Genomic DNA, 20655 nt, shown 5'->3' with positions numbered 1-20655 from the left:
GGGCGCGGAGGCCGCACTCCTCCCCTGAGATGGGGTTCTGCCTGCGGGAGTGGCAGGATGGGCGCCATGACCCATCCCGAGCTCCGCAGTCCCGTCCTCCCCGCCCCGTTCACCCGTGTGCTCATCGAGCTGCGGTGGGGAGACATGGACGCCTACGGGCACGTGAACAACGTGACGCAGCTGCGTCTGCTCGAGGAGGCCCGGGTGCGGGCCTTCGGCTCGCCGACCGCCGCCCGCGACGCCGCTCCCGTGGACACTCCCGGAGCGGGCGGAGCGGTGCTCGGCGATCCGCTCCCGGGGGTGCTGGGGGATGCGAGCGGCGACACCGATCTGCTCGTCCTCTCCCACCGCATCGAGTACCGGGAGCCGATTCCCTACCGCGAGGGCCCCGTCGCGGTGGACTGCGTGGTCTCCGCGGTCTCCCCGGTCTCGATGACGGTGGGCTACGTCATCGGGGAGCCCGACGGCTCGGCCGCCTACACCGTCGCGGAGACGGTCGTCGTGTTCGTGGACTCGCAGACCGGGAGGGCGCGCCGCATCCGCGAGGACGAGCGCGCCCGCCTGGAACCGGCGCTCACCGCGCCCGTGCCCCTGCGGCACGTCTGACTGTGCCCCTGCGGCACGTCTGAGCTCCGCCCGCCTCGCCCCGATCTCCCCGCCGCCCCAAGGAGAACCGATGTCCTCTGGCCTCCTCGTGCCCGCCGATCCCGCCGCGCTGGGGGACTGGCGCACCTTCGTCTCCCGTGCGCAGCACGCGGATGCCGACACCGCGATCCGCCTCTCCGTCACCGGTGACGTTCTCGTGCTCACAGCCGCGCCGCTGCATCCCGGGGGCCTCGGCGATTCCATGCCGCTCGTGCTCGGGATGCGGATGCTGCGACTGGCCGATTCCGCACACGACGGCCTCGATGCGGTCGTCGAGGCGCGTGCGCTGCTGGACAGGTTCGCGCGCCTGGAGGCGGAGGCCGGCGGCAGAGCGGAGAAGGATGGCGGCGCCCCCGCGGGGGTCGCTGTGCCGCCGGTCGAGGTGAGCGCCGTCTGGGCGGGGATCGCCCCGCCCCGCGGCCCCTGGGAGCCGGTGGGCTCGCTCGGCGCGGACCTGCTCACGGCCGCCGCCGAGGCCGGTATCGCCGAGGTCGCGGAGGGGACGCCCGCCGGTGCCGGCGCCCATGCCGTCGACGCCCTGCGCCGGCAGGTGTGGGCGCGCACCGCCGCCGAGGTCTCGGCGGATCCCGGGGGCGCCTCCGGTGCGGAGAGCACTCCGGTGAGCGCGGGTGCGGCCTTCGGCGCCTATGTCCTCGGGTTCCTGGGAGGACCCGGGGGAGCGGGGGGACCCGCGGGAGAGGCCCAGCCGCCTCGCCAGGTGCGGGCGCAGGTGCTCCGCTGCGGGGTCTGGACCCGGCTGAGCCTGCCGGGAGGGCACATCCTCACGCGATGAGCAGAGGCTCACCCGGTGAGCGAGCGTCTCGCTCAGATGAGGGGGCTCGGCTGCGGTCGGCCCTCACCGGGCTGGTTGATCATGGCCGCGGCCGCCCGCTGGAAGTAGTCCCACATGAGCTCGTCGTACATGGGCGGCAGCTCGATGCTGTCGAGTGCGCCGCGCATGTGGTGCAGCCAGCGGTCACGGGCCTCGGGCGTGACCGCGAAGGGCATGTGGCGCATCCGCAGACGCGGGTGCCCGCGCTGCTCGGAGTAGGTCGTGGGGCCGCCGAAGTACTGTTCGAGGAAGGCGCACAGGCGCCATTTGGCCCCTTCGATCTCCGTGCCCTCGGGGTACATGGCGATGAAGGGAGCGTCCTCGACCGCACTCGCGTAGAAGGCGTCGACGAGCGCGGCGAAGGTCTCGTGTCCGCCCACGGCGGCGTACACGCTGTCCGGGCGCGGCGATGTGTGCAGGGAAACGCTGCTGACTGCCAAGTGCTCTCTCCTCAGGTGCCGGGGTCGGGAGGGAGGGGCCGGCTCACTGCTCCTGCTTCTCCGGCTGGCGGCTGTGCTCGGCCTCGTCCCCGTGGTGCTCCTCCTGATTGTGCCGGTCCGCCGGGGAGGGTGCCGGGGACGTCCGCAGGACGGTCTGCTGCGTCCACGGGATGGCGAGGCCGTGGGCGGTGAGCTGCCGCTTGAAGGCGGCCCGGAACTGCCGGCCCACCGCGAACTGGTCTCCCGGCGTCGTCTTGATGAGGGCGCGCACCGTGACCGCTTCGCCGGTGATGTCCTGGATGCCGAGCACCTCGGGCTCCTCGATGATGCTGCGGTCCACCTCCGGATCCTTGCGGAGCTCGGTGAAGACGTCCCTGATGACGGTCTCCGCGGCGGCCTCGTCCGTGTCGTAGGGGAAGGGCAGATCGAGGACCACCTGACCCCAGCCCTGCGAGTAGTTGCCCACGCGGAGGATCTCGCCGTTGCGCACGTGCCAGAGGGTGCCGTCGAGCCCGCGGAGCTTCGTGGTCCGCAGCCCCACCTCCTCGACGGTGCCCTCGGCCTCGCCGGCGTCGATGTAGTCCCCGATGCCGTACTGGTCCTCGATGACGATGAAGAAGCCCGCGAGGTAGTCCTTCACGAGCGTCTGGGCGCCGAAGCCCAGGGCGAGGCCGGCGATGCCTGCCGAGGCCAGCACGGGTGCGAGGTTGAAGCCCAGCTCCGTGAGCACCGTCATGCCGGTGATGAGCCAGATGACGATCGTCGCGATGGACTGGAGCAGGGAGCCCACGGTGTTCGCCCGCTGGGCCCGCCGCTCGCGGACGGAGGGATCGACCTTGAGGAAGTCCGTCGTCACGGACTTCTTCTTCGTCTCGCCCAGCTTGCGCCGCGAGCCGCCCGTCGCGATCGACTTCGCGAACTTCCGGATGAGCCGGCGCACCACGAATGTGATGACGATCGCGACGAGGAGGATCACCGTCACCCGCAGCGGGGTGCCGAGGAGGAACTCCCAGCCCGAGGAGGCGGAGTCCTCGACGACGCGCTGCACCTCCTCGACGGAGATCGTCTCCGCCGGTGAGGGCGCGCCGGAGGGATCGGGGACGGGCGTGGGCGAGGACGTGGGTGTCGCGGTCTGAGTAGCCATACTGCGTCCCACCGTACGAGGCGAGGCTGAACCCGTGCCGAATGCGGTCTGTGACGCCGGCCACCCGGCCTGCGTCAGCCCCCTGCCTGCACGGACCCGGCCGCATGCTGCGCGCGCAGCGACCGCTGTGCGCCGTCGAGGTTCTCCCGCATGAGGCGCAGCAGTCCCTTGGGCGCCTTGGGATGGGTGCGCAGCCACTCCTCGGTGGCGGCTGCGGTCCTCGCGGTCGACGGCGGGTAGAGGCCGAGGGTGAGCGTCTGTGCGATCTCGAGGGTGCGCGTCTCCCACCAGCCCGTGACCCGGTCGAAGTACTCGCGGCGGAAGCTCGTGAGCGGTGCCGTCGCGGCGATCGACTCACCCGAGTCGAGCTGCAGGCCTCGGGCGAAGCCCTGCGCGAGCGCGGCGATGCGCGCATTCGGCAGCTCCCGGTCCTCGACGAGCCTGACGAAGGCCCGGGACTTCGCCTCGGGGGTTGCGCGGGCCGCCCGTGCGGTGTCCGCATGCCGCTGTCCGGCCGCGGTGCCGTCGGCCTCGAGCCGGGCCGAGATCCGGCCCTCGTCGAGCCGGTCCGCTCCTGCGAGGGCGATGACGACCGTCCAGGCGAGGTCGGTGTCGACGGGCAGGCCGTGCACGTGCGGAGGCTCGGCTCCGTCCGCCGCCTCCACTGCGGCGAGCGCCTCCTCGAGCGCTGCGAAGTGCTCCTCCGTGCAGGCGTGCCGGCACAGCGCCTGGAAGAGCTGGAGCTGCTGGTCGGAACCGGCTGCGACGCCGTCCGCGCCGCGGACGAGGGCGAGGAGGCGGTCGGCGGTGCGCTCGCGGAGGGCCGTGCGCTCAGCCGGCGGCACGTACTCGCCCAGTGCGGTCGCGAGCTGGCGCAGCTGCACCAGGAGGCCCGAGGAGTGGGTGACGGCGGGCAGATCCCGCAGGAGCATCTCGATGTAGCGGGAGGCCGCGAGCTCGCCGTCGCGGACCATGTCCCAGACGGTCGAGAGCACGAGCAGCTGCGTGAGGGTGTCCTCGAAGCCCGCGAGATGGTCCGCGGCGAGCCGGAGGGAGTCGGGATCGAACCGGGCCTTGGCGTACGTGAGGTCGCCGTCGTTCGCGATCACGATCTGTGCGGATTCCGCGCCCGGCGGGACGGGCGCCTCGGCGGACTCCCCGTCGAGGTCGACGGCCTGCCAGCCGAGGCGGGCCACCGAGCCGTCCTCGGCGGCCCGGTAGAAGCCGATGCCCACGCGGTGCGGGCGGAGGCTGGGGACCGGCTGCCCCGGCAGGACGTGGGGCTCCTGCAGGACGGTGACCGAGGTGAGAGCACCCTCCCCGTCGCGCCGGGGCACGGTGCGGATGACGTTCACCCCGGACTCCTCGAGCCACAGCCGCGACCACGAGGACAGGTCCCGGCCCGAGGCGCGCTCGAGCGGAGCGAGCAGATCGTCGAGCTCTGTGTTCCCCCAGGCGTGGGCGGCGAAGTACTCGCGGAGGCCTGCGAAGAAGGCGTCCCGGCCCACATAGGACACGAGTGCGGTGAGGACGGAGCCGCCCTTCGCATACGTGATGCCGTCGAAGTTGACCTCGACGTCCTCGAGGTCGGCGATCTCCGCGACGATGGGGTGGGTCGAGGGCAGCTGGTCCTGGCGATAGGCCCAGGACTTCTCGAGGGTGGAGAAGGTGGTCCAGGCATCGGAGAATTCGGTGGCCTCCGCGGTGGCGAGCGTGGACATGTACTCCGCGAACGACTCGTTGAGCCAGAGGTCGTTCCACCAGCGCATCGTCACGAGGTCCCCGAACCACATGTGCGCGAGCTCGTGCAGGATCGTCACCGTGCGCCGTTCGACCATCGCCTGTGTGGGCCGGGAGCGGAAGACGTAGTTCTCCAGGAAGGTGACGGCCCCGGCGTTCTCCATCGCGCCCGCGTTGAACTCGGGGACGAAGAGCTGGTCGTACTTCTCGAAGGGGTACGGGGTGTCGAACAGCTCCTCGTAGAGCGCGAAGCCCGCCCGGGTGACCGCGAAGACGTTCTCCGCGTCCAGGTGCTCGGCCAGCGAGGCGCGGCAGTAGGCCCCCAGCGGCACCTCGGAGCCGTCGCTGCTCGTGAGCGAGGAGTGCACGGAGGCGTAGGGGCCGGCGATGATCGCGGTGATGTAGCTCGAGATCGGCGGGGTCGGCGCGAACTGCCAGAGCCGCATGCCCGCGGCGTCCTCGCCCAGTGCCGCGGCGAGCTCGGAGGCGTCCGAGGAGTGCGGGGTGGGGGAGTTGCTCACGACCGTCCAGTGCTCCGGGGCGAGCACCGTGAAGGTGAAGGTGGCCTTGAGGTCCGGCTGCTCGAAGACGGCGAACACGCGCCGCGAGTCCGGGACCTCGAACTGCGTGTAGAGGTAGGTCTCCCCGTCGACCGGATCGGTGAAGCGGTGCATCCCCTCACCGGTGTTCATGTAGCGGAACCGGCCCTCGACCGTCAGGGTGTTCTCCTGCTCCAGGTGCGGGAGGCGGATGCGGCCCTCGCCCACGTGCGCCGCCGGGTCCAGCGTCTCCCCGTTGAGCACCAGCCCGTCGATCCGCTCCGCGATCGCGTCCACGAAGGTCTCGCCGCCCTCCTTCGCGGAGAAGGTCACGGTGGTCACGGAGCGGAAGGTGTCCTGGGCGGGGTCGAGCACGAGCGTGACGTCGTACCCGTGCGTCGTGAGTGCGTCCGCCCTGGCCCGCGCTTCCGCACGGGTGAGATTGTGCTGGGGCATGCGTGTCCTCCGGTGGGGCAGGTGATGGGGGCATCTGTGCGCTGTGCGACATTCTGTCATGGAGGGGCTGCTCCGTCGGGGAGCCGCGGCGCCGGCAGGCCGTCAGCCGCCCCTGCCGGGTGCGCCTCCCCGGCGGCGGTTTGCGATTAGGCTGGACACCGGCGGCGCCGGGACCGCGCACGGCGAGGCCGCGAGCGCACCGGCGATCCGTGCCGCCGGAGAACTGCATGCGCGATCCCTGAGGAGGACACCCATGACCCGCACCCTCGACCTCTGGTTCGACCCCATCTGCCCCTGGGCGTGGATGACCTCCCGCTGGGCGCTGGAGGTCGAGAAGGTCCGCGATGTGAAGGTCGTCTTCCACCAGATGAGCCTGTCCGTGCTCAACGAGGGCCGCGACCTGCCGGCGGACTACCGGGAGATGATGGACGCGGCGTGGGCGCCGGCGCGCATCGTCACGGCCGCGCGCGTCGAACACGGCGAGGACGTCGTGGGCGACCTGTACACCGCGATCGGCACCCGGATCCACCCGGGCGGCCGCACCGACTGGGTGCAGGTCGCGGCCGAGGCGCTCGAGGAGCTGGGCCTGCCCGCGGAGCTGCTCGAGTACGCGGAGAAGGACACCTACGACGCACAGCTGCGCGCCTCCCACGCCGAGGGCATCGCGAAGGTGGGCGAGGACGTCGGCACGCCGGTCGTCGCGGTGGGCGACATCGCGTTCTTCGGCCCCGTCGTCACGCCCGCGCCCAAGGGCGAGCAGGCCGGGCAGCTCTACGACGGCGTGCTCGCCGTCGCCTCCGTGCCCGGCTTCTTCGAGCTCAAGCGCACCCGCACGAGCGACCCGATCTTCGACTGACCCGCCTTCGCAGAACCACATCGAACCGAGAGGAACAACTGTGCAGATCCACCTGGGAACCGACCACGCGGGATACGAGTTCAAGGAGGCGCTCAAGGCCCACCTGAGCGCAGCCGGCCATGACGTCGTCGATCACGGCGCGGCCGAATACGATGCGCTCGACGACTACCCCGCATTCTGCATCGCGGCCGCCGAGGGCGTCGTCGCGGCCCGGGCCGGAGGCGAGGACGCCCTCGGCGTCGTGATCGGCGGCTCCGGCAACGGAGAGCAGATCGCGGCGAACAAGGTCGCCGGCGCGCGCTGCGCGCTGGCCTGGAACACCGAGATCGCACGGCTCGCACGCGAGCACAACGACGCGCAGATCGTCTCGGTGGGGGCACGCCAGCACCCCGAGGCCGAGGCGCTCGCCATCGTCGATGCATTCATCGCGACTCCCTATTCCGATGACGAGCGCCACAACCGGCGCATCGGCCAGATCGCGGACTACGAGGCGCGCTGAGCCTTTGCCCGCGACCGGCCGGAGGGCTCAGCTCGCCTCCCGCGCGAGCAGGCTGCGCTTGACCGCGAGCCCGTAGCGGAAGCCGCCGAGGCCGCCGTCCGTCCGGACGATCCGGTGGCAGGGCACGAAGAGGGCCGCCGCATTCATCGCACACGCGGATGCGGCGGCCCTCACCGCTGCCGGGCGGCCGCTGCGCTCGGCGTACTCGGTGTAGGTGATCGCTTCTCCCGGCGCCACATCGCGCAGCACCTCCCAGGCGTGCGTGCGGAACTCCCCGGAGGCCTGGAGCACCGGGACGGAGCGGACCGCGGCCAGGTCGCCGGCGTAGTAGGCACGCACGGCCTCGGCAGCGGTGTGCGCCATCGCCTCAGCGCGGTGCAGTGAGGATCCCGCGCCGGAGGCCTCCTGTGCGGCCTCCAGGAGCACCCGGACCGATTCGGGCCGCAGCGAGCGGTGGATGAGAACCCGCAGCTCCTCGACGTCCGCGGTCCAGCCGGAGGCCAGCACCGCCTCCGGTCCGGCGATGAGCGAGAAGGGGCCGTCCGGGGTCTCCACGGTGCACGCGACCGTGTCAGCGACAGCGTCGGCGGAGGCTGGGGGGCACGGGCGGGCAGCGGTGTGTGCGGCGGCGGTCATGAGCGGTGTCCTTCCGGGGTGGGTGGTGTGCGGGGCGCGGCAGCGGGTTCGCCCGCGGCCTGCCACAGGTGCATGACGGCGTAGGAGCGCCAGGGCGCCCAGGCCTCGGCGCTGGCGGTGAGCGCGCGATGAGCCTGCGCCCGAGGCCGATCGTCGGCGGGCCCGAGGAGTCCGAGGCCGCGGGCGGCATTCAGCAGCGCGGCATCGCCCGGCAGCCAGGCATCGGGTTCGCCCAGCACTCGCATCGCGATGTAGGCCGCCGTCCAGGAGCCGATCCCCGGCAGCTCTGTGAGCGCCTTCCTGAGAGTGCAGGACTCTGCGCCGGGGTGCACCGCGAGGGTGCCGTCGTCGAGGGCCTGCGCTGCCGTGCGGATGGCGGTCAGCGCCCGGCGCGGCAGGCGGAGGGGCCGGGAGGGATCGAGCGGTGCGGTCTCCGCCGGGGCGTCCACCGCGGCGAGGACTGCGGCGGCGTCAGGGAACAGCCGGGTGAGGCCGGCGAAGCGGGAGGAGTACGGAGAACCCGCGGCCTCTGCGAGACGGCCGAGGTGCGTGCGCGCGGCCTCGACGGAGATCTGCTGGCCGACCATCGCCCGGAACACGAGCTCATGGGGGTCGACGGCGCCGGGGACGCGGATGCCGGGGACGGCCGCGGTGAGGGGCGCCAGGGCGGGATCCTGGGCGAGCGCGGCGTCGACGGCCTCGGGATCGGCGTCGAGGTCGAGCAGTCTGCGCAGGCGTGCGAGGGCCGGCGGAAGGTCGGCGAGGTCGCTGAGTTCGAGTTCGGCGTGCACGCGCCAGGAGCCGGAGGCCCGGGCGTCTGCGCCGGCATGCGCCGGGCTGTCCGCAGGGGCCGCCGCGGTCAGGCGTGCGGCTCCGGGCCCGTGGGGGAGCGAGAGGGTCCGGGCATAGCGCAGCGTCCCGGGTGCGGGGGACTCCGCATGCTCCACTCCGACGACGGCGCGGCGCGCGAGGAAGTCGAAGACCCCGCGGGCGTCGAAGGGTGCGCGGACGGGCAGCTCGACGCGCACGAGGACCGTGCCCGGGGTCTCACGGATGGATGCGGCAGCGAGCTGCGGTTCCGCCGCGGCAGCGCCCCGCCGGGTGCGCGCGCGGCCGCGCAGCTCGGACGGGGCAGCATCGAACACCTCGCGCATCGTGTCGTTGAACTGACGCACGGAGCCGAAGCCCGCGGCATAGGCGATCTGTGCGAGCGGGAGGTCCGTGCCGACGAGGAGGGCGCGGGCGGTCTGCGCGCGGTGCGCCCGGGCGAGGGCGAGGGGGCCCGCGCCGAGTTCCGAGGTCAGGATGCGGCTGAGGTGGCGCGGCGAATAGCCCAGGCGCGCGGCGAGCCCGGGGACGCCGGCGCGGTCGAGCTCCCCGTCCTGGATGAGGCGCATGGCCCGGCCCGCCGCATCGCCGCGGAGGTTCCAGGCGGGCGTGCCGGGGGCGGCCTCGGGCAGGCAGCGCTTGCATGCGCGGAAGCCGGCCTCGTGCGCCGAGGCGGAGGTGAGGTGGAAGGACACGTTCTCCGGCCGCGGCGTGCGCGCGGGGCAGGAGGGACGGCAGTAGATGCCCGTCGTGTGGACGGCCGTGAAGAACTGGCCGTCGAAGCGGCGGTCGCGGGCGGCGATGGCGCGGTAGCGTTCGGCGAAGACCCGATCGGCCTCATGGGCCGCCGTGCTCCCTCGTGTGCTCATGTCCACCAGTCAAGCACGTCGACGATGGCTCTGCTGGCGGGAATCGGACATGGGAGTGGCGAGACCGTGCGGCGGTTGCCCGTGCGCGGACGCCGTGCAGGGTGTGCGGTGCGGGACGTTCAGTACAGGAAGATCGGCAGCCAGTGCGGGTGGTGTGCGTGCACGATCGCGAGGAACACGACGAAGTCGAAGAGCAGGTGCACGGTGATCGTGTACGGCAGCGACTTCGTCCGCGTGAAGATCACGGCCTGGACGAGGGCGAAGGGGATGGTCAGCAGCGGACCCCAGGAGCGGTAGCCCAGCTCCCACAGGAAGCTCACGAAGATGACCGAGGTGAGCGCATTGGCCGTCCAGAACGGGAAGTGGCGGGCCAGCAGGGTGAAGACGGTGCAGATGAAGAAGAGCTCGTCCCAGATGCCGACGGCGTTGACGCCGACGAACAGCCGCCCGATCTCGCTGGGGGTGGAGACCGCCGGCCAGTTCTCGTAGCTGCCGGAGCGGAGGAAGTAGAACGGCAGGACGAGATAGGCGGTGACGAGCACGAAGGCGAGCCAGCCCCATTCGAGCCGCGACCAGGGCCGGCCCTGTCTGCGGGGGAACCGGATCGCATGATCGAGGAGGGCCCAGCGGTGCACGACGTACGGGACGAGGACCGCGGCCGTGAGCACGCCGCCCATGAGGAGGAAGTTCGGCCACGAGATGTCGGCCTCGACGGAGATGGTGCTGATGATGCCGAGGCCCAGGACGATGAGGCCGAGGTCGCGCCCCAGCGGGCGGGAGGCGGCGAAGCCCAGCACCACACCCGCGAGCAGCGGCGCATAGCCCCATGGGCTCATGAGCGCGAAGATCAGCACGGCGCCGGCGGCGACGAGCGCTGCGGCCAGGCCTCCCGGGCTCAGCAGCCGCTGGGGGACGGGAGGTCCGAAGAGCGGTCCGGCCGGGGCTGTGCGGGCTGTGCGCGGGGCTGCATCAGACCGCGCTGCGTGGTCCTCGGGTTCCGGCATGGCCCCAGCCTATGTGTGCGGGACATGGCTGGCACGGCGCGGGTGGTCCGAGTCTCCCCAATCCTCTGAGTGAGCGGTTTCTGTTGGTCTGCGACGCTCGATCCGACAGAAATCGTTCAACCGGTGGGTTCGAGGCCTGACTGTTCAGGCCAGCGGCGTCTCGGCGCCCACCCCGGAGCGGAGGTCGTGGAGCCGGAGGACCCGCATCTCGGAGGGAGTGAGTCCTGAGGGCGCGGAACCGGGTCCGGGGAGCGCGAGCGCGGCCAGGGCGGGGGAGGATGCCTCGGCGACGATCTCGCACACGGAATGGTTCGCGCTCGCCGCCTCGTAGCGCCTCACCCATTCCCCATACGCACGGCGGGCGGTCGCGGAGTCAGGCGGCCAGCGCACCGGGAGCCGGCCGCAGCCGATCCGCCAGGGCTTGGGTGTGAGCCGTGCGCGGCAGGTGCCGGCGGTGCGGCACAGCCGCGTGTACAGTTCGTCGGTGCCGAGGGCGCTGAACAGGGCCTCGGCCTCGGGCGAGCCCGGCCGGGCGCCGCTGCCGGTGATGCACACGCGGAAGCCTCCGCGTGTGCGATAGGTGCGCACGCCGAGGTCCGGATGGTCCGCGGCGAAGGCGGTGACGGCGGCGAGCGCTGCGGCCGAGGCGTCCTCGTGTGCGGAGCCGGCCCCGCGGTCGCGTCTGCGGAACAGGGAGAGCAGGCCGCCGGTGCGGGTCTGCGGCTCCGGCAGGTCGACATCGGCGATGAGGAGGGCGTCCGTGTTGAGGATGAGCGCGCCGTAGCGATTGCGGGTGAGCGCGGCGATGAGCCGGCCGTCGTCGTCGCAGACCTCCTCGAGCACCTCCTCGCGCTGCGGTGAGGCCGGATAGTAGTCGTGGAGACGCCGTATCGCGGCACCGTCCCGGCTCTGCTTGCGCCGGCCGTGCTCCTCGGGCAGTGGCCCGCCCGCGGCGATGAGCTTCTCGATGCGGGCGGCGGCCATCTCCGCGGCGGCGGTCGGGGAATCGCGCGACCAGCCCCAGCGGCGGAGGCGGAGCGGCCTGCCGCCGAGCGTGACCGTCTTCTCTCTGCTGGCCCAGTGGAGGGGAGGAGGCTCCATCCGCCCAGGCTACCGCCGCCGCGGTGGTTCAGGCGAGCGCTGAGGTGAGGAACTCGTCCTCGGCGTCATTGCCGCCGAGGGCGAGGGCGCGGCGGTACGCGCGGGCGGCGCCTTCGGCATCCCCGAGCTCTTCGAGGGTGATTCCCCTGGCGATGTGGAAGGGGCGGAAGCGTTCGAGGACGGGATCGGAGGCGAGGGCGTCGAGGCGGCGGAGGCCCTCGTCAGCTCCGAGCGCCCGGCCCAGGGCGACGGCCCGGCCGAGTCGCACGACGGGGCCGGGCTCGTGGGCTTCGAGCATGCGGTAGAGGACGGCGATCTGGCGCCAATCGGTGGCGTCCGAGGAGGAGGCCTCGGCGTGGACGGCGGCGATCGCGGCCTGGATCGCATAGGTGCCTGCCTGCGCCGAGGTCGCCGCAGCCTCGGCGCAGGCGATCCCCTCGGCCATGAGCGCCGGGTCCCAGAGGTCCCGGTCCTGCCGCGCCAACGGGACCGGGGTGCCGTCGGCGGCGAGACGGGCCGGTCGCCTGGCCTCGGTGAGGAGCAGGAGCCCGAGCAGGCCGGTGACCTCGCCGGCACCGGGCAGCGACCGGTGGAGGGCGCGGGCCAGGCGGATCGCATCGGCGGTGAGGTCGTCGCGCACATGGGTCTCGCCGGTCGAGCGCGCGAAGCCCTCCGCATAGAGGAGGCAGACCACTCGGAGGACGCCGTGCAGACGCGCGGGCACATCCTCGGGCGGGGGAGTCGTGAACGGGATGCCGAGGGTGCGGATGCGCTTCTTCGCCCGCACGATGCGCTGCTGCATCGTGGCGGTGGGCACGAGGAGGGCATGCGCGACCTCCTCCGTGGTGAGGCCCGCGACGAAGCGGAGGGTGAGGGCGATCCTGTCCTCGGGTCGCAGGCCGGGATGGGCGCACGTGAAGAACAGGACGAGGCGGTCGTCGCCGAGCGGACCCGCGCCGCCGGTGAGCGCGGTCTCGGCCGGGTCGGTGCCCGCGGACGGGAAGGGTGCGCGCTCCTCCTCGATGCGCAGGCGCGCGAGCTTCTGGGCGAGCACTCTCTCGCGCCTGACCGCGTCGAGGGCCCGGCGGCGGGCCGTCGTCATGAGCCAGGCCGCCGGCGTTTCGGGCACACCGGTCTCCGGCCAGGTCCGCAGGGCCTGCGCGAAGGCGTCCTGCAGGGAGTCCTCGGCGAGGCCGAGGTCGCCGAAGCGCCGTGCCAGGGGCGCGAGGAGCCGCGCTCTCGCCTCCGGGCCGAACGCGGCGAGGGCATGCCGGGCCTCCTCCGCCTCTGCGGCGGAGGAGGTGCTGCCGGCGGAGCGGCTCATGATCCCGGGGCCTGAGGCGGGTCCGGGATCAGTACGGGGCGAGCGGGCGGATCTCGACATGGCCGCCGGCGGCCGAGGCCGGGCTCCTTCTCGCCCAGGCGATCGCGTCGTCGAGGTGCGGAACCTCGATGATGTAGGCGCCGCCCACGAATTCGCGGACCTCCGCGAACGGTCCCGCGGAGACGATGCGCTCGCCGTCGTCCCCCGTGCCCACCCGGACGGCCTGGTCAGGATCCTCCAGGGCGAAGGAGTCCAGCACCACGCCGGCGGCCGTGATCTCCCTGTCGAACGCGAAGAACTCCTCGGGATCCGCGCCGCCGTCCTCGCCGCACGCCGGATCATTCACATGGCCCATCAGCAGAAGTGCATACTTCATCGTTCCTCCTCGAAGGGTCGCGGCCCGGGGCGCTCGGCCCTCGGACCGGACTGCGGATGTCGAACCGGAGGGTCCGACACCATGATGACGGACGGGGCGGGGCAGGATCGACAGATCGCCGAGGGGAATTCGGAGACGAGACTGCTGCAGGGGGCGCTCGTGGGTGCTGACCGCGGTCAGGGGGGAGACGGCGAACTCGCCCCGCCTTCTCGGACCGTGGGAGCTGTGACATCGTCACGATGAGCGGAGCGACATGGAGGAGCCCCGGAATCTCGCGGATCCCGGGGCTCCTCCCGTCATGTCACATTGTCGGGGCGACAGGATTTGAACCTGCGACCCTCTGCTCCCAAAGCAGATGCGCTACCAAGCTGCGCTACGCCCCGTGACCACGGTCAATAGTAGCCCACGTGCGAGGGTGTCACCGTCTGGCCGGTGTCCGGTGGTTGCGGTAGTGTGGTGGCTCACATGCGGTCGCGAGGGCCGGAGCTGATTTGGATGTGTGCGCGGACCTGGTCTAGAGTCTGTTCCGCACACGGGGATGTAGCTCAATGGTAGAGCCTCAGTCTTCCAAACTGATGGTGCGGGTTCGATTCCCGTCATCCCCTCCACGGGCCTGAGCCGCGATGTTCCTGAGAGCGGGAAGTCGCGGCTCAGGTTTTTCTGTTGCTCAGGCCTTTCCGCTGCTCAGCGTTCGACGGGGATGCCGGTCAGCCGGAAGGGCGCGTTGCCGAGGTTGTGATCCAGCTGGACGGTCACCTCGGTGACGTCCTCCACGCCGGCGTAGACGATGCTGGCGGTCTGCGACTGCCCCTCGAAGAGCTGGGCGTCTCGGCTGAGATCGGAGACGGTGCCCCAGAGCTCGGTGCTGGTGTCCGTGGAGCCGTACAGGTAATCGGCCGGGTAGGTCTTCGTGGTCCCGGCGACGACGGCGACTCCTGAGACGGCGCCGGAGGGATAGCGCGCCCCGGAGCCCCGATGCGACCAGGCGCCCGAGAACATCCTCCCCTGATGGGCCCCATCGGCCGCGTGACTTGTCACCTCCAGCTCAACGACGAGGTAGTCGCCGAGCTCGTACGCCCGCGGCGCTGTCACGGTGAAGTCGCCGAGCGAGACTCCTTCGGAACCGCTCGCGACCGGACCCGCATCGAACTCGGGCAGTTCGCCCTCCTCCTGAGCCCGGACAGCCTGTCCGGAGGGCTCCTCGATGGCGATGGTCACGCGCCGATTCTGCGCACGGCCGGCGTCCGTGTCGTTGTCGGCCACGGGTTCGCGGAACGACCTGCCCTCCGCGATGAGCTCCTGATCGTTCGCCAGGCGCGGCGCGAGCGCCGTGACCACCGCCGAGGCGCGGTCCTCCGAGAGCTCCTGATTCGTCGCATGCGAGCCGATATCGTCCGTGTGGCCGGTCACCTGCACGGGACCGGCGGCACGGGCGTCGATGATCTGCGCGGCACGGTCGAGCGCCGGCTGGGAGCCCTCTCTGATCTCGGCGGAGCCGAAGTCGAAGAGGATGTCGGTGTCTAGAGTGACCTCCACGTGCTCGGTGTCGTCGAGCAGTGCGACCGCACCATCCAGTTCGGTGGTGTAGGTGCCCACTGCGAAAGCCGGTGCCTCCGCGATATCGGCAGGGGCGTACACGTCCTCGGCGACAGCGCCGAGTGCGTCGTAGCCGGGTGCCTCGGGCGCCTCTGCGTCGATGACCGGAACCTCGGCGGTCATGGCGGCTCCCGGGAGCATCACGGCCACGGAATCGGAGGAGGGTGCCGCGAAGGCGATCTGCACCCTCCGACCGTCCGGATCGGCATAGCGCCAGCCCTCATTGCTCACCGGCGCGCCCTCCGAGTCGAGCGCGGCGGTGAGGACCAGATCGCTCTTCGCGTCGAAGAGCCGGATCGCCTCCGGCGGACGGAGGGGAGGCGAGGCGGTCGCTCCGAAGGCGGTGGCCGTGTCCACGCGCTCGCTCCCGTTCGCCGTCAGATCGAAGGTCAGAGTGGCAGTGTCGCCCTCACGTGCGATCGGGAACAGGGCGGCGGCGACGCCTCTGTCGCCTCCCAGCCCGGCGATTGCGAGCTCGGCGACCTCGGTCTCGGGTGCCGGCTGCTCCTCCGGCTGGGTGTGCTCCGGCGCCCCGCTGCAGCCGACGACCGCTGCCGCTGCGACGAGAACCGAGAGGAAGGGTGCGGATCGGCGAGGAATCGTGGAGCTCCGGGTGCGATCCCTGCCGGCGCGTGCGCAGTCAGCTGGCCCTCCCGGGCGTCCCGGAAGACTGTCCGTCGAGAACCTCATCGTTGCCCTTCGAATCCGATGCCGGCGGCGACATCGACACTAGCAGGACAGCGCCGTGCCTTCTCACACGAGCCCCGCCTGATGGGCGAGCACAGCCGCCTCGACCCGGTTGCGGACGCCCAGGCGAGTGAAGATCCCGCGGATGTATCCCTTGACGGTCCCCTCGACGAGGAAGAGCTCCGCCGCGATCTCGGCATTCGACAGGCCTCGCGCGAGCAGCACCAGCACCTCCCGTTCGCGTGCCGTGAGCGCAGACAGCCGGTCGCCGGCCTGAGCGGCGGGCAGGGAGGCCCCGAGCGCGTCCATGAGGTGCCCGGCGACGGCGGGGGAGAGTGCGGCGCCCCCGGCCGCGACGGCGCGCACCCCGCGGATGAGCTCGTACGGGTCCCCGGCCTTCGTGAGGAAGCCCCTCGCGCCGAGTCCGACGGCGCGGTCGATGAGCTCGTCATCGCCGAAGGTGGTGACGATGACGACCTTCTGCTCGGGGCGCGCGCGGCGGATCTCGCCGAGAGCTGCGAGCCCGTCGAGCACGGGCATGCGGATGTCCATGAGCACGACATCGGGTCGCCGGGCGAGCGTCATCGAGACGGCCTGTCTGCCGTCGGCGGCCTCCTCCGGGAGCACGCACAGCTCCGGATCGGAGTCGAGGACGGCGCGGAAAGCTGCGCGGATCGGGGCCTCGTCGTCGGCGAGGAGGATGCGGATCACAGCCACGGCCGCCTCCGCAGGTCGGACAGCCGGACCACCTCGCCGTCGTCGAAGCAGACCTCGAAGACGGCGATCCCGAGGGGGAAGTTGCCGTCGGTGAAGCGCATGCACGACCAGCCCTCCTCGTGCGGAGCCGCGGGGACGAGGTGCACCGGGGCCTGCCGCCCGGGCAGCCGCTCCTCGGCGGCGGAGGCGGTCATGCCGACTCGGAGCTCGGCGAAGTCCCGGTCCTCGAGCGTGCTGTTGTGGACCGCCCAGGTGAAGAAGCCGAGGACGAGGCCTGCGGCCGTGAGCGCGGGGACAGCCGCGGACCGCAGGGTCCGTGACAGGGGCGAGGAGCCGGTCCGCACGGCCTCCGCCTCGGATTCGCGCCGCAGGGGGATTCGCGCCGTCGCGGTGAACTCCCCGCCCCTGTCCTCCGTCTCGAGCTGTCCGCCCAGCGCGCCGAGGTGCCGACGGAGGCCCGGGAGTCCGGAGCCCGGGGTGCTCCCGCCTCCAGCGCCGGGCTCGTCCCCTCTCGTGCACTCGTCCTGGGCGGGGCCCGCAGCCAGAGGATTCCGCACCTCGACGGTGAGGACGTCCGCGCCGCTGCGGTACTCGATCGCGATGGGCTGTCCGGGGGCGTGCCTGAGCGCATTGGTGAGCAGCTCCCGCAGCGTCCGGTGCAGGACGTGCTCCGCGGCTGCGGGCAGTCGTGCCGGCACGCGGCCTCTCTGCGTGATCGAGGCGCCCGAGGCGATGAGCCGGCCGATCATCTCACTCACGGACTCGCGGGGTGCGGGCTCGCGTGCTGCCGCGAGTGCTGCGCGAAGCCTCTCCACCGCGGCCTCGGCGTCCTGCCTTATGCCTGCGGCCTGCTCCTGGACAGCGCCGGTGGTCCGTATCTGGAGGCCGCCCGCCCTCAGCGCGATGAGGCTGAGATCGTGGCCGAGCGCGTCGTGCAGCTCGTCCGCGAGCCTCTGCCTGTCGGCGAGGACGGCGTTCGCTGCGAGCGTCCGCTCGTGCTCGCGCCGGAACCGGAGGTACCGGCCGGCGAGCAGCCCCAGCCAGACGAGCACGATGAGCGCGAGCTGCAGGACGATGAAGACGACCGTCGCCCCGGTGGCCGCCCACCAGCCCACCAGCGCGACCTCCGCGACCGCGCACGCGGCCGCTAGGAGCGGGCGCGGCAGGGGAAGGGACATGTGCCTCAGCGTAGGCCGTCGTGAGAGCGGCGGCATCATGCGTCGCGGCGGGCGAACAGCACGGACGCGACCGCATAGGCCGCAGCCGCCCAGCCGGTGACGATCAGCAGGCCGATGCTCGGAGGATAGTCGGAGGCGTCCGCCGCGATGAATTTCGCGGCGGCCCCCGCCGGCGTCCAGATCCCGGCCGCCGGCGGCAGCGCCAGCATGCCGACCAGCAGCGCCGCCGCGGCTGCCAGGGTGCCCACGGCGCTGCGGATGATCGTGCCGAGGGCCATGACCAGCACCGCCGACACCGCGAACAGCGTCCCGACGCGGAGTGCGATGAGCGCGGCCGGTTCGGCGGCGGGGGCGCTGTGCCCGCCGAGCGCGAGTTCGCTCACCGCGAGGCCGATGCCGCCCGTCACAGAACCGCAGACGAGGCCGATGCCCGCCCCGATCGCCGATTTGGCCGCGAGCACGACACCCCGGCGGGGCTGTGCCTGCAGGGTCGACCGCATGCCTCCGCCCGGGTATTCGGAGGTGATCAGCGCCATCGCGAAGGCGGCGAAGGTCAGCAGGCCGAACTGAACGGCGGGTCCGAGCGCACTCACGGCGCTCATCCGCGCGTCCGGGGCCTGTTCCCCGATGTCGATGCTCCGCACGAAGTCGTTGCCCAGCATGCCCGCCGTGACCACCACGAGGAGGAGCGTGCCGATGAGGCACAGGACGGGAGTTCGGATCGAGAAGGTCTTGCCCCATTCCGCCCGCAGCGCCCCGATCATCGCGGGCCTCCCGCTGTCGATCCGGCCGGCCGCCTGAACTCGAACTCGTCCTCCACGAGGCGCAGATAGCCGTCCTCGAGCGTGGCCGGAGCCGCCTGGAGGGAGTGCACGCGGACACCGCGCTCGTAGGCGGCATCTCCGATCCCCTCGGCCGTCCCGCCCGTGATCGTGAGGACTCCCGGCTGGGATTCGTCCACCGACATGCCCGCTCTCCCGAGGTCTGCCGCGAGCGCGCCCGCACCGGAGAGATCAGGCGTGCGCAGGACCACCGCACCGGCGGCCGCGGACACCAGCTCCTCGGTCGCGCAGTCGGCCAGCACCCTGCCCCTGCCCATGACGACGACCCGGTCGACCGTCTGGTGCATCTCTGCCATCAGGTGGCTGGAGACGAGCACCGTCCGCCCCTCGCGTGCGCAGGACTTCAGCAGCGAGCGGATCCACCGGACCCCATCGACGTCCAGGCCATTCATCGGCTCGTCGAGCACCAGCACCTGCGGATCGCCCAGCAGGGCCGCCGCGATGCCCAGCCGCTGCCTCATGCCGAGGGAGAACCCGCCGATCCGGCGCCGTGCGGCGGTCTCGAGGCCCACCTGCTCCAGCACCTCCGTGACGCGCCGTCCCGGGATGCCCGCGTACCGGGCGAGCCCCAGCAGATGCGCACGCGCGCTCCTGCCCGGATGCTGCGACTGCGCGTCCAGGTGCGCGCCCGCCGTCCGCAGCGGATGCCGCAGCCGCGCATAGGGCAGCCCGCCGATCGTCACCGTGCCGGAGGTCGGGTGGTCGAGTCCCAGGAGCAGCCTCATGGCCGTCGACTTGCCCGCGCCGTTCGGGCCCAGCAGGCCCGTCACATGCCCTTCGCGCACTTCGACCGTCACATCGTCCACCGCTGTCCTGCCGCCGTAGCGCTTCGTCACCGCCTGATAGGAGATCATCACTCCATGCTGGTCACGGGGGCGGGTCCGCACCACTGTCGAAAGTGAGGACCTGTGCGGCTGCGAGTCGCGAGGTGCGGCCTCAAGCGCCGATGGGCGAACAGCGGTTCGCGGCCTCGACCTCGGACTCGATCTGCTGGGCGGTCTCGACATCGGGCACCCGCGGAATCCCGTCGGCACCGATGAGCATCGGCTGGAGGTCGAAGTCCGTCACGCGCGTGCCCGGAGCCGCGGTGCCGGGCGCGGGGACCTCGACGTCGAGGGTGAGGACGCCCGTGTGCGAGGAGGGGCCGCTGCCGCCCGTGTACCAGACGAAATTGCCCAGCCCGTAGGCGATGAACGCCCCGTCCTGATGTCCCATCCCCGCCAGCCGGTGCGCATGAGCGGCGATGACGATGTCCGCACCGGCCTCCGTGAGCGAGCGCGCCCGCTGTGCGTCGACCTCGCGTACGCACGTCGAGCCCTCTTCGCCCATGTGCATGTACGCGATGACGACGTCGTGGCCCTCCGCCGCGGCCTCGACCTCCGCGAGCATCCGCTCCGGTTCCACGAAGGCCGCGATGCCGGGCGAGGTCTCCGTCGCCTCGTGGTGGGTGTACGTGTCCTCCCACAGCGCGCTCGCAGCGAGTACGGCCACCCGTGCTCCGTTCACCTCCCGTGACAGCGGTGCGAAGGCCGCATCCGCGTCCTCGCCCACCCCGATGATCTCCACGGGTGAGCGCCCGGCCGCCGCGAGCGTGTCCTCAAGGCCCGCGGCGCCGTAGTCCGCCGCATGGTTGTTCGCCATCGAGACCGCGTCGATGCCGGCGTTCGCGAGCGTCGTGAGCGAGGACTCGGGTGCGCGGAAGGCGAAGTCCTTGCCGGGGATGCGCTCGCCCGCGGAGGTGATCGCGGTCTCGAGATTCACCATCGCGAGATCGGCCCCGGCGAAGTGGGGGAGCAGCTCGCTCAGGCCCTCGGGGTCCTCGCCCACGGGCCGCAGCTGACGCTCGAAGTGCACGTCCCCGGCGAAGGCGAGACGGAGCGAGGCCGAGGCCGCCTCGCCCTCCCCCTGCCCGGCACCGTCGCGCGCACCCCCGGAGGCCGCTGTTCCGGCTCCGGCCTCGTGCGCGGAGCCGTCGAGGACTGCCGTGCCGATGCCCAGTGCCGCGCCGCTCACGGCCAGCACCGCGGCGATCGCTCCCATGACGCGCTGCGCCCCACCGCGGGGGGATGCGCCGGTGGGTGCAGGCGCCTCCGTCAGCGCCGCCGCGCCGGGCGCAGCCGCGCGGTCGGGGGACGGAGGCTGAGCGGTGAGGAGGTGCACGGGACGTGAGCGCGACATGCCGACCATCTTCCGGGAGTCGGTCCGCTTGGACAAAGCGGCGTGAAGCAGGCCGGGATGCGGCCAGGTGCCGGACCGCCGCGGGACTCGGCCGGCGGCCTGCGCATCCCCGCCCGCCGGCCGCTGCGATTCGGCAGATGCCGCGGGGTCTGAGTAGTATGGAGCGCG

19 protein-coding genes and 2 tRNA genes are annotated in these 20655 nt (G+C 72.2%); 5 read left to right on the top strand and 16 right to left on the bottom strand.

What is annotated here, in order from left to right:
• Positions 1–66 precede the first annotated feature (66 nt).
• Entirely contained in the window at positions 67–606 is a 540-nt protein-coding gene (locus tag K318_RS0106080; RefSeq protein WP_029088827.1) for an acyl-CoA thioesterase, read from the top strand.
• Between the two features lie 70 nt (positions 607–676).
• Entirely contained in the window at positions 677–1438 is a 762-nt protein-coding gene (locus K318_RS0106075; RefSeq protein ID WP_051297612.1) for a DUF8185 domain-containing protein, read from the top strand.
• A 32-nt stretch (positions 1439–1470) separates the two neighbouring features.
• Here the strand turns inward: K318_RS0106075 and K318_RS19795 are convergent, their stop codons facing one another.
• The 3 genes from K318_RS19795 to pepN all read right to left on the bottom strand — a co-directional run bounded on the left by K318_RS19795 (position 1471) and on the right by pepN (position 5796).
• Positions 1471–1917: a globin gene (locus K318_RS19795; protein WP_245579780.1), complete on the bottom strand. Its 447-nt coding sequence runs from the start codon at positions 1915–1917 to the stop codon at positions 1471–1473.
• A gap of 43 nt (positions 1918–1960) precedes the next feature.
• Complete coding sequence (locus tag K318_RS19790; RefSeq protein ID WP_084499771.1) at positions 1961–3061, bottom strand: mechanosensitive ion channel family protein; 1101 nt, start codon at positions 3059–3061, stop codon at positions 1961–1963.
• A 74-nt stretch (positions 3062–3135) separates the two neighbouring features.
• Complete coding sequence (gene pepN, locus K318_RS0106060) at positions 3136–5796, bottom strand: aminopeptidase N (RefSeq protein ID WP_035280740.1); 2661 nt, start codon at positions 5794–5796, stop codon at positions 3136–3138.
• Positions 5797–6049: 253 nt separating this feature from the next.
• Here pepN and K318_RS0106055 point away from each other — a divergent pair, with 253 nt between their 5' ends.
• Complete coding sequence (locus K318_RS0106055) at positions 6050–6652, top strand: mycothiol-dependent nitroreductase Rv2466c family protein (RefSeq protein WP_029088824.1); 603 nt, start codon at positions 6050–6052, stop codon at positions 6650–6652.
• A 40-nt stretch (positions 6653–6692) separates the two neighbouring features.
• Positions 6693–7151, top strand: coding sequence for a ribose-5-phosphate isomerase (locus tag K318_RS0106050; RefSeq protein ID WP_029088823.1), 459 nt, complete (start codon positions 6693–6695; stop codon positions 7149–7151).
• Positions 7152–7178: 27 nt separating this feature from the next.
• On the opposite strand, the gene K318_RS0106045 is transcribed toward K318_RS0106050, so the two are convergent.
• The 7 genes from K318_RS0106045 to K318_RS0106015 all read right to left on the bottom strand — a co-directional run bounded on the left by K318_RS0106045 (position 7179) and on the right by K318_RS0106015 (position 13672).
• On the bottom strand, positions 7179–7787 hold the full coding sequence (locus K318_RS0106045) for a methylated-DNA--[protein]-cysteine S-methyltransferase (protein WP_084499769.1): 609 nt from the start codon (positions 7785–7787) through the stop codon (positions 7179–7181).
• Complete coding sequence (locus K318_RS0106040) at positions 7784–9484, bottom strand: DNA-3-methyladenine glycosylase 2 family protein (RefSeq protein WP_029088821.1); 1701 nt, start codon at positions 9482–9484, stop codon at positions 7784–7786. The genes K318_RS0106045 and K318_RS0106040 overlap by 4 nt, the downstream gene beginning before the upstream one ends.
• 119 nt (positions 9485–9603) lie before the next feature.
• Entirely contained in the window at positions 9604–10488 is an 885-nt protein-coding gene (locus tag K318_RS19785) for a type II CAAX endopeptidase family protein (protein WP_084499768.1), read from the bottom strand.
• Between the two features lie 144 nt (positions 10489–10632).
• A complete protein-coding gene (locus K318_RS19780) occupies positions 10633–11589 on the bottom strand; it encodes a hypothetical protein (RefSeq protein WP_051297611.1) in 957 nt (318 codons plus the stop codon).
• A 28-nt stretch (positions 11590–11617) separates the two neighbouring features.
• Positions 11618–12913 (bottom strand): RNA polymerase sigma factor, encoded by a 1296-nt coding sequence (locus K318_RS0106025; protein WP_029088820.1) that lies wholly within the window; start codon positions 12911–12913, stop codon positions 11618–11620.
• Between the two features lie 28 nt (positions 12914–12941).
• Positions 12942–13289, bottom strand: coding sequence for a YciI family protein (locus K318_RS0106020; protein ID WP_029088819.1), 348 nt, complete (start codon positions 13287–13289; stop codon positions 12942–12944).
• Positions 13290–13598: 309 nt separating this feature from the next.
• A tRNA-Pro gene (locus K318_RS0106015) sits at positions 13599–13672 on the bottom strand.
• Positions 13673–13823: 151 nt separating this feature from the next.
• Between K318_RS0106015 and K318_RS0106010 the strand changes: the two genes are divergently transcribed.
• Positions 13824–13897: transfer RNA gene (locus K318_RS0106010), tRNA-Gly, on the top strand.
• A 76-nt stretch (positions 13898–13973) separates the two neighbouring features.
• Here K318_RS0106010 and K318_RS0106005 read toward each other — a convergent pair.
• The 6 genes from K318_RS0106005 to K318_RS19775 all read right to left on the bottom strand — a co-directional run bounded on the left by K318_RS0106005 (position 13974) and on the right by K318_RS19775 (position 20487).
• On the bottom strand, positions 13974–15575 hold the full coding sequence (locus K318_RS0106005; protein ID WP_029088818.1) for an OmpA family protein: 1602 nt from the start codon (positions 15573–15575) through the stop codon (positions 13974–13976).
• Between the two features lie 63 nt (positions 15576–15638).
• Positions 15639–16289 (bottom strand): response regulator, encoded by a 651-nt coding sequence (locus K318_RS0106000; RefSeq protein ID WP_245579779.1) that lies wholly within the window; start codon positions 16287–16289, stop codon positions 15639–15641.
• Positions 16280–17467: a sensor histidine kinase gene (locus tag K318_RS24965; protein WP_029088816.1), complete on the bottom strand. Its 1188-nt coding sequence runs from the start codon at positions 17465–17467 to the stop codon at positions 16280–16282. The genes K318_RS0106000 and K318_RS24965 overlap by 10 nt, the downstream gene beginning before the upstream one ends.
• A gap of 35 nt (positions 17468–17502) precedes the next feature.
• Complete coding sequence (locus K318_RS24960) at positions 17503–18231, bottom strand: ABC transporter permease (RefSeq protein ID WP_029088815.1); 729 nt, start codon at positions 18229–18231, stop codon at positions 17503–17505.
• Positions 18228–19163 (bottom strand): ATP-binding cassette domain-containing protein, encoded by a 936-nt coding sequence (locus K318_RS0105985; RefSeq protein WP_029088814.1) that lies wholly within the window; start codon positions 19161–19163, stop codon positions 18228–18230. Before K318_RS0105985 ends, K318_RS24960 begins: the two co-directional genes overlap by 4 nt.
• A gap of 82 nt (positions 19164–19245) precedes the next feature.
• Positions 19246–20487: a CapA family protein gene (locus tag K318_RS19775; protein WP_169721450.1), complete on the bottom strand. Its 1242-nt coding sequence runs from the start codon at positions 20485–20487 to the stop codon at positions 19246–19248.
• Between the last annotated feature and the right edge of the window lie 168 nt (positions 20488–20655).

It is taken from the genome of Brevibacterium album DSM 18261, from assembly GCF_000426445.1.
Lineage (GTDB): Bacteria > Actinomycetota > Actinomycetes > Actinomycetales > Brevibacteriaceae > Brevibacterium > Brevibacterium album.
Note: the sequence above shows the minus strand (reverse complement) of the source record. Positions and strands in the feature narration are given on the sequence as shown.